This window comes from Paenibacillus sp. FSL H7-0326 (genome assembly GCF_001955535.1).
GTDB lineage: Bacteria > Bacillota > Bacilli > Paenibacillales > Paenibacillaceae > Paenibacillus > Paenibacillus shunpengii.
In genome coordinates, this window is sequence record NZ_MPVN01000001.1 from 800,007 (window position 1) to 814,512 (window position 14,506).

General features: G+C 45.2%; 14 protein-coding genes. 7 read left to right on the forward strand and 7 right to left on the reverse strand.

All coding sequences use genetic code 11. From position 1 onward, the window contains the following. Window positions 1-164: 164 nt before the first annotated feature. On the forward strand, window positions 165-353 hold the full coding sequence (locus BK126_RS03750; RefSeq protein ID WP_170862358.1) for a hypothetical protein: 189 nt from the start codon (window positions 165-167) through the stop codon (window positions 351-353). A gap of 184 nt (window positions 354-537) precedes the next feature. After that, on the forward strand, window positions 538-1,896 hold the full coding sequence (locus BK126_RS03755; protein ID WP_076311351.1) for an MATE family efflux transporter: 1,359 nt from the start codon (window positions 538-540) through the stop codon (window positions 1,894-1,896). Between the two features lie 78 nt (window positions 1,897-1,974). Here the strand turns inward: BK126_RS03755 and pfkA are convergent, their stop codons facing one another. Next, window positions 1,975-2,946, reverse strand: a complete 972-nt coding sequence (gene pfkA / locus BK126_RS03760) for a 6-phosphofructokinase (RefSeq protein WP_076311352.1) — start codon at window positions 2,944-2,946, stop codon at window positions 1,975-1,977. Window positions 2,947-2,969: 23 nt separating this feature from the next. After that, entirely contained in the window at window positions 2,970-3,998 is a 1,029-nt protein-coding gene (locus tag BK126_RS03765; protein WP_076312528.1) for a tetraprenyl-beta-curcumene synthase family protein, read from the reverse strand. A 351-nt stretch (window positions 3,999-4,349) separates the two neighbouring features. On the opposite strand from BK126_RS03765, the gene BK126_RS03770 reads away from it, so the two are divergent. Beyond that, window positions 4,350-5,687, forward strand: a complete 1,338-nt coding sequence (locus BK126_RS03770; protein WP_076311353.1) for a multi antimicrobial extrusion protein MatE — start codon at window positions 4,350-4,352, stop codon at window positions 5,685-5,687. 136 nt (window positions 5,688-5,823) lie between these two features. Here BK126_RS03770 and BK126_RS03775 read toward each other — a convergent pair whose 3' ends face one another. Continuing rightward, window positions 5,824-6,021 carry a cold shock domain-containing protein gene (locus tag BK126_RS03775; protein ID WP_047909861.1) on the reverse strand — a complete coding sequence of 66 codons (198 nt, stop codon included), beginning with the start codon at window positions 6,019-6,021 and terminating at the stop codon, window positions 5,824-5,826. 163 nt (window positions 6,022-6,184) lie between these two features. Here BK126_RS03775 and BK126_RS03780 point away from each other — a divergent pair, with 163 nt between their 5' ends. From BK126_RS03780 to BK126_RS03795, 4 genes are all read left to right on the forward strand, one after another. Further along, the gene (locus BK126_RS03780; protein WP_076311354.1) at window positions 6,185-6,418 is read left to right on the forward strand and encodes a hypothetical protein; all 234 of its coding nucleotides are present in this window, start codon (window positions 6,185-6,187) and stop codon (window positions 6,416-6,418) included. 6 nt (window positions 6,419-6,424) lie between these two features. Further along, on the forward strand, window positions 6,425-6,607 hold the full coding sequence (locus BK126_RS03785) for a hypothetical protein (protein WP_076311355.1): 183 nt from the start codon (window positions 6,425-6,427) through the stop codon (window positions 6,605-6,607). 237 nt (window positions 6,608-6,844) lie between these two features. Then, a complete protein-coding gene (pepF, locus tag BK126_RS03790) occupies window positions 6,845-8,635 on the forward strand; it encodes an oligoendopeptidase F (RefSeq protein WP_076311356.1) in 1,791 nt (596 codons plus the stop codon). Window positions 8,636-8,711: 76 nt separating this feature from the next. After that, window positions 8,712-9,749 (forward strand): M42 family metallopeptidase, encoded by a 1,038-nt coding sequence (locus tag BK126_RS03795; protein ID WP_076311357.1) that lies wholly within the window; start codon window positions 8,712-8,714, stop codon window positions 9,747-9,749. Between the two features lie 128 nt (window positions 9,750-9,877). On the opposite strand, the gene BK126_RS03800 is transcribed toward BK126_RS03795, so the two are convergent. The 4 genes from BK126_RS03800 to BK126_RS03815 all read right to left on the reverse strand — a co-directional run bounded on the left by BK126_RS03800 (window position 9,878) and on the right by BK126_RS03815 (window position 14,475). Then, on the reverse strand, window positions 9,878-10,816 hold the full coding sequence (locus BK126_RS03800; protein WP_076311358.1) for a hypothetical protein: 939 nt from the start codon (window positions 10,814-10,816) through the stop codon (window positions 9,878-9,880). A 27-nt stretch (window positions 10,817-10,843) separates the two neighbouring features. Beyond that, window positions 10,844-12,772 carry an ABC-F family ATP-binding cassette domain-containing protein gene (locus tag BK126_RS03805; RefSeq protein WP_076311359.1) on the reverse strand — a complete coding sequence of 643 codons (1,929 nt, stop codon included), beginning with the start codon at window positions 12,770-12,772 and terminating at the stop codon, window positions 10,844-10,846. A gap of 91 nt (window positions 12,773-12,863) precedes the next feature. Continuing rightward, entirely contained in the window at window positions 12,864-13,679 is an 816-nt protein-coding gene (locus BK126_RS03810; RefSeq protein WP_076311360.1) for a DUF92 domain-containing protein, read from the reverse strand. Window positions 13,680-13,848: 169 nt separating this feature from the next. Then, a complete protein-coding gene (locus BK126_RS03815) occupies window positions 13,849-14,475 on the reverse strand; it encodes a fumarylacetoacetate hydrolase family protein (protein WP_076312529.1) in 627 nt (208 codons plus the stop codon). Window positions 14,476-14,506: the final 31 nt, after the last annotated feature.

Consider the following 14,506-nt stretch of genomic DNA (forward strand, 5'->3'; position numbering starts at 1 on the left):
TAATTATTTTTGTGATATAATAATGGTGCGTCGTTCCTATTAAGTGCAAGCCTTCTCATGAGGACCTTTTTTATCCGGGTATTTCACAGGCAAATGGCTTTTCCGAGGCAATGAATGATTCTTCTCGAATGATTCTTAGTTAGGAAAGGGTGATTAATGTGGAAATGGAAAGGGTAAAACTGTCAGAAATCGTCATGAAATGGTATCCGGAAATGCTTCCGACCCTTCGGCAGAACGAACTGAATTCATTCATTGTGCTGAGGGATGGTTTCGGATTACTCGAAGCAGAGGATGCAATGGAAATTATCCAATACAGCATCTGCGAGCATCAAGACGACTCCTATCTTCAATAATCTTTATAAGTAAAACCACCGCTTCTTCGGCTACATCGCTGCCGGGGGAGCGGTTTTTTAATGCTCATCTTCTCCCTCTCTCTAACCTCCATAAATTAAACTGTTCAAATCAAACGTTATGTTTTAAAATATTTTTTTGTGCAATTCATTAGTGAACTATAACTTATCGCATGGAGATCAACAAATGAAACCAACACTTAACAATGCTCAAAAGTGGAAACAATTCTTCGTTATATTGCTTCCCATACTCATTACCCAAATCTCATTATCGGCCATGACGTTCTTTGACACGAACATGTCCGGACATTTTAGTCCGGTGGATCTGGCCGGCGTTGCCATCGGAAGCAGTCTGTGGATACCAATTCAAACAGGCCTCAGCGGTATCTTATTGGGCATCACCCCGATTGTTTCCCAGCTTGTGGGGAGTGGTGAGAAAAATAAAGTCCGGTACAATGTAATACAGGCGCTGTATCTTGCTGGCGCTCTCGGAATCGTGGTCATTGCCGCTGGCATGATCCTGCTGAATCCCGTTCTTCAGTTTATGAACCTAGAGCAACGGGTCGAGGATGTCGCCTTCTATTACCTGTTTGCCATGGCCTTCGGTATCGTTCCCTTATTCGGGTACACGGTACTCCGAAATTACATGGATGCTTTGGGACAAACTCGAATTACAATGATGATTACCCTGATTTCATTACCCGTCAACATTTTACTGAACTATGTGCTCATCTTTGGAAATTTAGGTGTTCCTCAGTTTGGTGGGATTGGTGCCGGTATTGCTTCGGCAGTCACCTATTGGGTTATTTTTATCATTTCTATCTTTTTTGTCCACCGGGTTGAGCCGTTTGCTCAATATGGTATATTTCGTGAACGGCACAAAATTTCTATTCAGAAATGGAAAGAATTAACGCAGATTGGAGTGCCCATTGGATTTGCTATTTTTTTTGAAACTTCGATCTTCTCTGCTGTTACCCTGCTAATGAGCAGATTTGACACGAATACGATAGCAGCACATCAGGCTGCCTTGAATTTTGCTTCCACTCTATATATGCTCCCACTGAGCATCAGCATGGCTTTAACGATACTTGTCGGATATGAAGTCGGGGCACAACGGGCAAAGGATGCGAGAACATACAGCAGGATCGGCATCGGGTCAGCGATCATACTATCACTTGTCACAGCAGTCATTCTGATGGTATTCGGCGAACAAGTGGCTCGAATATATTCTACCGAAAGAACCGTCATTGAACTAATACAGCATTTTCTCGTTTATGCCATTTTCTTTCAAATTTCGGATGCAGTGGCGACACCGGTTCAAGGTGCTTTGCGTGGATATAAGGACGTGAATCCTGCATTTTTCATCACACTAGTCGCTTATTGGCTGATCGGACTGCCTGTCGGACATCTGACAGCTACCTATACAGAATTAGGGCCATACGGGTACTGGATCGGATTAATCGTAGGGCTCGCGGTAGGTGCTGCAGCTCTAATGTGGAGATTGATCGCCGTTCAGCGTAAGTTCAGCACACAGACGAATCGTTAAATTTATAAACCTTAATCAAAAAAAGCTGACTCGTTGATACCTGCAGAGGTAATTCGAATCAGCTTTTTTATTGATGTGTTATTGAGAAAGACGAATGGCTAGCTCATACATGTCCATATCAATAGAGCTCTTTGTATTAACAACAAGGTCGATATCCGTAAGCGTCAATTGATTATTAATAATACCACAAGCCTTGTCCGATTCGCCCTCAATCAGCTTACGTACAGCAAAATCACCTAATTTGCTTGCAAGATTGCGGTCAAACGGAGTCGGAGTACCACCACGCTGAATGTGTCCAAGCACCGTAACACGCGGCTCATAAGATGGGCAGCGAGCCATAATCTCTTTGGCTACATCCTCACCTTTACCCACACCCTCGGCAACAATAATGATACTGTGGCGCTTACCGTGCTCAAAATTCGACTGCATACGCTGAGCAACCTCATCCATATCGAACGGAACTTCAGGTACGAGGATGGTTTCTGCACCCGAAGCAAGTCCTGCATGCAGCGCAATATCTCCGCAATGACGTCCCATAACCTCAACAATGGAGGAGCGTTCATGAGAACTCATCGTATCACGCAGCTTGTTCACTGCATCCACTACAACGCTGACGGCTGTATCGAAACCGATCGTATAATCTGTGAAAGAAATGTCATTATCGATCGTGCCTGGGAGTCCCATTGTTTTGATGCCCAGCTTACTCAGCTTGTTAGCACCTTGATAAGAGCCGTCACCACCGATAACGATGAGGCCATCAATACCACGCGAGCGCAAAACATCCGCACCCTTCTGCTGGCCTTCAAGCGTCATAAATTCTTTACAGCGAGCGGATTGAAGAATTGTTCCTCCACGCTGAATGATATCACCTACACTGCGCAGATCCATCGGGAATATGTCATTGTTCAGCAGGCCCTGGTAACCACGCTGGATACCAAAAACCTCTAAACCATAATACAGACCGCTGCGAACAACAGCACGAACGGCTGCGTTCATCCCTTGCGAATCTCCTCCACTTGTCAATACTGCGATTCTTTTGACTGCTGTCATTGATGACTTCCTCCTCTTAATTCTCAATACATATGTTTACGAATCCATTTGGAATTGGCTAGAAAAAAGCGCCTTGTGACAGGGCTGTTCTTCAGCAATCTTTTGGATACGGAACGAACTTCCTGCTGCTCACTGACTTTAGGATCAGATAAATACAGGGCAAGCAGCCCTTCTATGATCATACGATGAAAAGAGCTTGCAGGGATAGCTGAAACATCCTCCTGCGCCTTATCAACAATGTAGGCAATACGCTCGATCATCTCATTCTCACTTTCGTAATAATTACAAAAGTTCAAATCACCGCCCTGCCTGTCTTCTTCCTGATCAATCAAATAATCCAGCATGATGTGCAGTCCCGTCACATGCGGAAAATAAGAGGCATGTATGGAGGATGCTCCATCATCATCAAGATGCGGGTCTGAAGCAGCAAGGAATAGCATGAATACTCCCAGTGTGGAACCCGTAGCTGCTGCAAATTCATTCCAGTTCAGCTCAGGTGTGCGGTGCTTGTGAAGCTCCCACCATTCAAGCAGCGCTTTCTCGCGAAGCTCGGGATGAATGTGCTTGTACACCTGCAGATCTACATACAGACCGGCTAGATCCGTTACATACGATTGCGCTTGATTGTAACCTGGCAGCTTCTTTATGCAGGATTGGCAGGTAAGTACTAGGCTATGCAAATATCCGTCATCTACCTGTTCGTCACGCAAAGCGTAATAGTTCGTCAGCTCTGCTTCAGGATTAACCGCATCAAGCATTGATTTATGTAACAGCCTGAAGTCTCCTTCATCCATGGAAGTGCTCCGATCACATAAGTTGTCCAGGTAGTCACTAATCGTCTGATAAGAAACAATAAGAGGAATGAGCACATTCCGCATTGGCAAGTTAACAGCTGCATAAATGGAGCCGCCCTCACAGTGGAACTGTTTGCTTGCTATGCTTGCAAGCGCTTGGGTTCTAAGCTCTTGGTCAGGAATTTGTTCTGCTCTCGTCTTTATTAGTTTAAGCTCTTTTCTTGCTTCAGGCAGTATATATTTATACACCCGATTCATCAATCCGATGGGCCCCCGTGGAACATTGCGATTATGTTGTTTTTGTTTAATCAAATAACGGTGCCTCCACTATGTTATCTACATATTCATACCTGTTCAAACCACTTTCATTATAATATGACATGTGAATTTGTACAAATAAACGATAGGAAAAAGTCCATATTACCATATAAAGCGAATACATTTTTTAGAAACAATAGGTCGCTAAATCCATACCGCTTCTTATTCTATAAATGAAAACGCATAACTCATGCATTGGGGGTTCGAAAATGAAGTATCAAAATTAGGTTGTCGCCGTGACTATTTATGATATAATTTCCATATTTCAATGTAAAAAGGAGTTTACACAACATGTCATCCGATGAACCCCTGTCGTGGAGAAGACTGCTCGCTTTCTTCATTCCTCTAGGAATATCAGCCTCTCTTGTGACCATCTCTCATGTCATTATTAACAGCACACTGGCGAGATCCGACCAAGCCGAGGTCGTCATTGCAAGTTATGCACTGGCTGGAAGTTTGCTCGCAGTTACCGAACGGCCCTCTACCTTATTGCGCCAAACATGCTCCGCACTGGTCAGGGACCGGCTTTCTTTTCAGGCCCTCATTTATGTAACCAAAATCTTTCTTGCAGCTGTGCTGCTGCTTGGCGGTGCTATCGTATACACCCCTATAGGAACCTCAATCTTCAAGTACTTGTTTGGTGTGGATAAAGCTCTGCTCGAACCGGTTATCCAGGTCTATCAAATTCTCATGTTTGTCAGCATTTTCTCAGTTATACGCAATATCTATCAAGGCGTCATTATTACTAATAACAAGACCAAATGGCTGACGATCGGAATGATAATTCGGCTCGCTGGCATGTATTCATTATCGCTGTACTTTATATGGACGGATTCAGTAACCAGCGGCACAGTGGGTGCGATTATTTTCGCCGCAGGCATGCTTATCGAAGCCGCAGTCAGTTATCTGGAAGGACGTAAAATAGTACAGCACATGCCGGAACAAATAGAAGAGCATCACATTAAGACGAAGGGACAGGTATTCTACTTCTATAAGCCGCTGCTCTTATCCAGTCTTGTCGCAATGTTTATAGGCCCCATCATTAATATCATGCTTGGAAAAACCGAGGGCATCGCCCTGGCGATCTCCTCATTCGCTATTGCAGGGAGCATCATGCAGCTCATGCTGAGCTTCTTCACCTATATTCATCAGATCGTACTGAATTTCCACAATGCTTATCCTAGAAAGGTAAATCAGTTTGCCCTTACAATGGGATTCATTCCATTTCTGTTAACTTTGACGGTTGCCTACACCCCGCTGGGTCCTTGGTTTCTTGAACATGCAATGAATGTTCGCGGTGAGCTGCTCGAGGAGAGCCTGCGCACTTTACGGGCCTTTATTTTGTTCACACTCATCACACCGTTCCTGGATTACAGTAATGGGCTCATCCTGCTGCGGGGACAAACCAAGACCATGTTCCGATCGCAGACAGCCAATGCCATCTGCACAACGATCGTGCTCATTATCCTCGTTCTTGCCGCTCCAGGGCTGAACGGTGTTATAGGCGCTGTCGCTCAATCCACCGGCCTGCTTGCAGAGCTGCTGATCGTATGGATGGTTATTCGCCGAACGAATCGCGAGCCCAGCTTACAATCAAAATCATCACCGAACAAATCCATAGATGCTTAATCACATAGATGTGAAGATTGTGTGAATAAAATCACAGCAAAGACCAAAAAAGCACAGTCCCCCAAGTGGGGAACTGTGCTCTCAATTTTCGCTTTCATACAAACTTGTATAAGAAATCCGGTAACCGGAACAATTCTTACAGTTTGATTACGTTAGCTGCTTGAGGACCACGGTTGCCTTCAGTGATTTCGAATTCTACCGCTTGACCTTCTTCCAAAGTTTTGAAACCGTCACCTTGGATTGCTGAGAAGTGAACGAATACATCGTCTCCGCCTTCTACTTGAATGAAGCCATAACCTTTTTCTGCATTAAACCATTTAACTGTACCTTTCAAATGAACAACCTCCTAAAAATGCCGCCATCTATGGCGAATATCTACATTATACTTTATTGATTTTTACTTTGCAATTAAACTTTTTCGGTTTCCGTAAAATAATTTGCTTTGGCATCAAGGGTAAGGTATCATTTTACCAAAACCGCAAATTGGAGAAATGCACATGATTAAAAAACATCAAATATACAAAAAAGACAAGTGGAATATGATGACTGTAGAGGTTCAGGGACGTTACCTCGTTCTTCGTGAAATCTCAGATCAATGGGGCGAGGAAACCCACACCTTTATGAGCAGACCCGCACTTATGCAATGGGCTGAGAACCGTTTTCCTAAGGAGAACTATACCGATAATGAAGAAGAATGGATCGAGATTATGAAAGCCTTCAAAGAGGTGTAACTATAAATGGATGTTGGCATGAGCTATGTCATTTTTATTGTTGCGGCCTTCTTGCTGGGCTTTGTCATTATCACGAAGAGAGACAGTATACCCGATAAGCTGCGGCGACCGCTTGCCATCGCTGCCTTGTTAATGGTCGTGCTCGCTTTTATCCTCATTGTATACAGCATGGTATCACTCGGGAGCTAACCTCTGAATTTCAGATTGGTCATATACATAAGCTCCCTTTCAAATATTTCAGTATCATGTCGGTCATACTAAGCGTTAGTGCCTTAATTATAAGGAGGATACGCTCTAGTGAATGCGAGAAGAACCATCTCCATTGCTGTCATTGCTGTATGCATCTTGTCTCAGACCGCTTCAGCCTATGCACAGACTGACCGACCTGAACCGTCGTTATCGTATAATCATCAAAGGAGGATGAATATGAGTAAAGTGTTAAAACGCAGTGAAGTACCTGTAGAGAACCAGTGGAAACTAAGTGATATTTTCGAGAGTCAAGCTGCCTGGGACAAGGAATATGAAGAAGTCAAGAAGCTGGCTCAGCAGGCTGGGGAATATCAAGGGAAGCTGAATAATGAGAACAGCATAAAGTCCTGCTTCGAGCTGGAGGATGACATTTCACTCAAGACCGAGCGTTTGTACGTGTACGCTCATATGCATCATGATGAAGATACAGCCGATCCTACATATCAATCCCTTCTGCAAAAAGCAAAAAAATTAAGTGTTCAGGTCAGCGAGTCCCTGTCGTTTGTTGTGCCGGAAATTCTGGCGCTGCCCGAGGATCAACTAGACGCATTTATTGCCAGCCCTACACTCAAACCATTTAAATTTACGCTCGTTGAGATGAAACGTGAGAAGGCACATGTTCTATCCAAGACAGAGGAAGCGCTGCTTGCACAAGTCGGCAACCTGTCTCAGGCACCGCAAACGATCTTTGGCATGCTGAACAATGCAGATATGAAATTTCCGAAGATCAAGGATGAGAACGGCAATGAAGTGGATCTCACTCACGGCAGCTACATTCAGTTTCTTGAGAGCCCAAATAGGGAAGTCCGGGAACGCGCATTCAAGGCAGTGTACAGCACCTACGCCAAGAACAAGAATACAATTGCCGCTACACTGAATGCGAATGTAAACAAAAATATATTCTATTCCACAGTACGTAAATATCCTTCCGTCATGGAAATGTCTCTATACGGGGACAACATTCCGAAGGAAGTGTATACGAACCTGATCGATACCATTCATGAGAGTCTGCCCCTTCTGCATCGTTATATGAATTTGCGTAAAAAGCTGCTGGGTACCGACGATCTCCATATGTATGATCTGTTCGCACCACTGGTCGAGGAATACAAGATGGACATCACCTATGATGAAGCCAAGAAAACAGTTAAAGAAAGTCTGAAGCCGCTTGGAGAAGAGTACTTGACTGCACTTCAGGAAGGCTATGATAACGGCTGGATCGACGTATATGAGAATGAGAACAAACGTACAGGTGCATACAGCTGGGGTGCTTACGGCACTCACCCTTACGTGCTGCTGAATCATAAGGATAATCTGAACAGCATGTTTACTCTGACGCATGAGATGGGTCATGCGCTGCACTCCTATTTCTCAGACAAAGCTCTGAAATACAGAGATGCACAGTACACCATCTTCCTTGCAGAGGTCGCTTCTACAACAAACGAGGCATTGCTAATGGATTATCTCCTTAACAAATCAACAGATCCCAAAGAGAAGCTGTATCTGCTGACCTATTATGCGGATCAATTCCGTACTACGGTGTTCCGTCAAACGATGTTTGCTGAATTTGAGAAAATCATTCATGAGCGGGCAGAACAAGGGGAATCTCTGACTCCTCAATTGCTGTCTGAAATATACTATGATCTGAACAAAAAGTATCATGGTGAAGGAATGGTCGTGGACCAGGATATTGAGATGGAATGGGCTCGTATTCCTCACTTCTATACCAGCTTCTACGTTTATAAATACGCAACAGGCTTCTCAGCAGCGACCAGCTTTGCGAAGCAAATTCTAGAAGAAGGCGAGCCGGCTGTTGATCGCTATCTCGGCTTCCTGAAGAGCGGCGGCAGTGACTATTCAATCAATATTCTGGAGAAAGCCGGCGTAGATATGTCCTCTCCAGAGCCAATTCGTGAAGCTATGACTGTGTTCGAAGATGTTATATCGCAAATGGAGCAGCTTACTAAATAAAGCTTCAATCCTATGATCCCTTGCCCATATCGGCAAGGGATTTGATTATGTACACATGAAGGAGAGATCTCGGACGATGACAATTCAAATGAATGAGCAATACACACTGGATTTGTTAAAAAAGCTGTTGGAGACACCTAGTCCCAGCGGCTTTACTCACCACATTATGGAGCTGATGGAAGCCGAAACAAAAAGTTTAGATGCCGCTTATGAAAGAAATGCCAAAGGTGGACTCATCATTACTATGCCTGGAGAAGACAACAGTCGTACCATCGCGCTAAGTGCACATGTAGATACGCTAGGCGCAATGGTCCGTTCGGTTACAAATCACGGCACACTGAAGCTCACTTCAATCGGAGGCTTCATGATGCAATCCATTGAAAATGAATACTGTCAAATTCATACTCGCAGCGGTAAAGTATACACCGGTACTATTATGTCTACTCAGCCATCCGTACACGTGTACAGTGGAGCAAGAGATTTCAAACGTGAAGAGAGCGTAATGGAAATTCGAATTGATGAAGTGGTCGAGAGTAAACAGGATGTGCTTCAGCTCGGGATCGCGGTGGGTGATTTCATTTCTTTTAACCCCCGTGTAGAATTCACACCTAGCGGTTATATCAAATCCAGACATCTTGACGATAAAGCCAGTATCGCTGCCTTGTTTGCCCTGCTTGAATCCACAAAGCGTGAAGGCTGGAAGCCTCGGCATCAGGTTAAATTACTGATCAGCAATTACGAAGAAGTCGGACATGGAACGGCTTATATCCCTTCGGATATCGACGAGATGATTGCGGTTGACATGGGTGCGATGGGTGACGATTTAAGCTGTAAGGAGACCGATGTATCCATCTGTGCCAAGGACTCCTCCGGTCCATATGATTATGAGATGACGACCCGTCTGATCGAGCTGGCTAAGAGTGCCGACATTCCATATGCCGTGGATATTTACCCTCACTATGGTTCTGATGCATCTGCTGCACTGCGTGGAGGCAACAATATACGAGCAGCTCTGGTTGGTCCAGGTGTACATGCTTCTCATGCGATGGAGAGAACGCATAAGCAGGCTGTTCTGAATACAGCCCGACTGCTAGGAGCATACATTACCAGCTAATTGGATATACCAGAACAAATTCATTCATTCGTTAAAATAGAAGGACTCGCCGCAGACCTGTCTTGGGTCTATATCGGCGAGTCCTTCTTAAATATAACTAAATCGGTCTCATCATCAGCAGCTGCCAGCTATTCAGCCTCTTCAACAAAGCTTCTTCGCTCCTGCTGCAACTTATCAAGTTCAAGCTTGAGACTGTCTCTTGTGGAAGATAGGGACGACAGGACACGTTCAACCTCCCTCACGCCCCGGCCAACCTGCTCTTTACCTTCATTAATTTTATTTTGTACCAGCCAATCTGTGAAGAAGCCATCCAGAAAATAATCAGCAAAGCTCAGCATACCGTCAATCTTTAACTGACCTTGAATGGATAGATCTACATCTCTCAGCTCTTCCTGAAACTCACGCAAATGATATTGTGCAGAATGCACATGAGATTCAGCTTCATCCACACGACTATGCTTAATATAGGTCGAGAATGCTCCCCCGCCGAGCATATCATAGGTTCCCCAATTTCCGGCGGAACGGAGTGCTTCCTCAGCCTCATGAAGACTATGCAGCACTCTATGTCCTGCCCTCTCTGCTTCATCAACCTCTTTGATCTGACCCTTCAGCTTAGCTTCGTGCTCAAGCGAGGTTAGAATGAATGGAGAGGTATCCAGCAGGGTATCCTGCTTCTTATTCATCAGCTGCTCATATTCCTGCTCCCAGTTCTGCCACTCTGACAATGCGGCCAGCTCTTCGCTTGCGACTGTCATTTGCTGACGGATGTTGTTCAAGGCATGGACAGCTTCGTCATACCGTCCTTTGCTCTCGAGAAGCTCAGCCTCTTCCTTTTCCAGCCTTTGCTCTTTTTTTCCTACAATGCTGTAGAATACAGAAGAAATTGAGGTACGAGTCAGCGCATCTACATCCTTTTGTTCTGCAGCCAGATGCACTTTACGTCCTGCCACCAACTCTTCTTTTTGCTGCTCAAGCTCTCTCAAATGGTCAAGTCTGGAATTCCATTTAGACAAGAGCCTTCCCTTTTCCTTCAGAAATGCCAGTCGCTCATTCACTTCCTGGTACATAGACTCCTCCTGTTCGATATCCGTCGTTTACTTCTTGCTAAGCTCAATTTGCTCCGCAAGCTCATTAAGATAAGTCCAGCGTTCCATCAAGTATTCAAGATGCCCCTCTGTTTCGGCCTGCTCTTTCATAAGCTCCTGAAGCCTGGAAGCATCACTGAATGCTTCCTCCATCTGTGCAGTAATCCTCTCAAGCTTACTCTCAGTCTCCTCAATCTGGCTGTCTATGAGTTCATATTCACGTTGTTCCTTGAAGCTGAATTTCAGCTTCACTTTAGGGGGCTCTGGTGCAGCTGACGAAGATGAATCGGGCTTCACTGCCTCTTCCTTTTTGCCAATCGGCTTTTGCTGATTGTGTGCGTTTTTAGACAGCCACTCGGCATATTCCGAATAGTTCCCTACATGCACGCGTACCTGACCTTCTCCTTCGAAAGCAAGGACTTTATCTACCGTCCGGTCAAGGAAATACCGGTCATGGGATACCACGAATACAACACCCGGAAAATCATCCAGATACGCCTCAAGCACACTTAGCGTTTGAATATCCAGATCATTCGTCGGCTCATCCAAGAGCAGAACGTTAGGCGCAGACATTAACACACGGAGCAGATACAAACGGCGCTTCTCTCCTCCGGATAATCTTGAAATGTAAGTCCATTGAGCCGCAGGAGGGAATAAGAATCGTTCCAGCATCTGTGCAGCAGTAATCGTCTCCCCTTCTCCGGTTCGGATCACTTCTGCTTCTTCTTTGATGTATTCAATGACCCTCAGATTCTCATCCATCTCCTGATGTTCTTGAGTGAAATAGCCCAGCTTGACGGTAGGCCCAAGGATGATCTCACCGGCATCCGGCTGAATTCCACCTGCAATCATATTCAGCAGCGTAGATTTACCGGTTCCATTAGGGCCCACGATGCCAACACGATCCCCTGGCACCGCAATATAGCTAAGGTTCTCTACCAGCTTCTTGTGCTCTGTACGCTTGGTCAAGCCTTCAATTTCAAGAATTTTCTTGCCGAGCCGGGTTGATGCCACAGACATCTCCAGATTACCTGAACGCTGTACACCCTCCTGATCCTTTAACTGTTCATACCGGTCAATTCTTGCCTTCTGCTTCGTCGTTCTTGCCTTAGCTCCTCTACGGATCCACGCGAGCTCATTTCGCAGTAAATTCTGGCGCTTCTGTTCAGAAGACGCTTCTCTTTCTTCACGCTCTGCCTTGAGCTCAAGAAACCTGGTGTAATTCGCTTCATAACGAAACAAACGGCCATAATCCAGCTCCAGCATCACATTAGCCACACGATCAAGGAAGTAACGATCATGCGTAATCATGAGTAGTGCACCGCGGCGCTTCTGCAAGTACTGTTCGAGCCATTCCACTGAATCATTATCAATGTGGTTCGTTGGCTCATCCAGAATGAGCAGATCCGAAGGATGGATAAGTGCCGCCGCCAGAGCTACTCTTTTGCGCTGTCCACCAGATAATGAGCCCATTCTCGCATCATATTGCGTAATCCCCAGCTTGGATAGAATGGTTTTTGCCTCACTCTCAAGCTGCCAGGCATCATAGGCTTCCATTTGCTCACTCCGCTTTGTAAGCCGCTGAAGTAAAGCTTCATCGCTCGGTTTGAGCGCGAGCAGCTCCATCGTTTCCATATAATCACGAACGGCTTGCATTTGAGGTGTATCCCCTTGAAACACTTGCTGCAGAACAGTCATATCTGAATCGAAGTCGGGATTTTGGGCAAGCATTTGAACCCTTACTTGATTACCAATCGCAATATTTCCTTCATCCGGCTGTTCAAGCCCCGCAATAACGCGAAGAAAGGTCGATTTACCTGTGCCGTTAACACCTACAATCCCAATCTTGTCCTGATCGCTCATTCCAAAGGATGCATTCTTGAAGAGAATTTTCTCTCCATAGCTTTTAGATAAATTCTCAACTGTCATTATATTCATATCTATGTCCCTACTCTTTTCTATGGATGGAATCCGTTTCTTTTAATACCTAATGATTCGATGATAAAACACAACTTGTGCCTGATGAAATTTATAGTAATAACCATCCCAGCAGGATGGCGATACCTCCACCGATGAGTGAGCTGAACAGATTGACCAGGTCATTACTCATCCAGTTGAGCCCCTTGCCCCGCACAGTATTCTGTCCGCAATGATGATGAACTTCTACATCCTTGCCACAGACATTACAGTGATACATGCGCTGAATGGTCGCTCCCATCAGAGAATCGGCATACGCTCCTATGAAGCCGGATACCACTCCGATGATCGCAAATGCGATAAGTGCAGTCAATGAACCCTCTGCTCCAGAGCTTAATACCAGAAACAGATAAGCACATCCCCCAATCATTAGAGCTCCAGCTGCGGCAGCTGCATTCCCCGTTACGGTGACACCTCCCGATGACCCCGGAGGAATAATATTCCATGTTCTCACTGAACGAGGAGGCTTGGAGCTTAAGCTGCCGATCTCCGTTGCCCAGGTATCTGCCGTAACAGTCGCCATGATGCCGATAAAGGCATATATCCAAACCGGATCGGGAAATATGGCGTGCAGCAGAACCAGCACCATCCCAAGCCCGCCGTTCGCAAGTACTTGACCTGCATCCCGATTTCCTGTCTTTGCATACGATTGTTCGAGCTCCTGCTTCTCCCGCTTCTTGTACTTGGATAGTACCGTCGACGTTATAAAGAAGAGAAGCAGCGTTCCAAACCACATGAGATCGCCTGCCCCATAATACACGGCACCCATGATAACCGCAGCTATGCTGCCCGATAAAGTGAGCGACCGCTTGTAATATGCAGCACCGGCGACAAGGAATGCACACAGCGTTCCAATAATCCAATCCATCTGCCGTCTCCTGATTCTATAGTTATTTTAAATATAGTATACCATGTGCAGCCCGTGATATAGACAAAAAGACACGTCATATACAATCCTGAGGAGGATTAGATAAGCGTGTCTATAACTTCTTACAAGGATAACACAATAATTTCTTTAATTATTTCATAATTGTGCATTAATAACGAACGATCACACTTCCCTTAGCTTCATCTGCCCAGGTCAACTCCAGTCGATCTCCTGGCTCAACAGGACCAACACCAGCCGGAGTTCCTGTAAATATAATATCCCCCGGTCCGAGTCCATAATGTTCGGATAGATAATCCGCTATATTTTGAATGGTAAAAATCATGTCGCGAATGTTTCCGCGCTGCACTTCTTCCCCGTTCTTATTCAGTGTAAATTCGAAATCGGTTAAAGACTGAATAGATTGGACAGGCTCGAATTTGGAGATCGGAGCTGAATTTTTAAATCCCTTTGCTGCTGTCCATGGATGACCTTTTTGTTTGATCACAGACTGTACATCACGCAGTGTAAAGTCGATTCCGAAAGCATAAGCGTCGATGACTTCATCAACATTTATACCGGGAGTATGGTCTGCTCCAATTCTCACAACCAGCTCTGCCTCATAATGGATCTCACCTCGGCCCCCTGGAAGAGTAAGCTCTTGATCTTCCATCAGAACGACCGCATGGGAGGGCTTCATAAATATCATAGGTTCGTCAGGTACTGCATTTCCTAGTTCTTCGGCGTGCAGGCGATAGTTGCGGCCAACACAATAGACATTTCTGATCTGTGAATTCATCTTCATCGTAATCCTTTCGCCTTAATGTCTA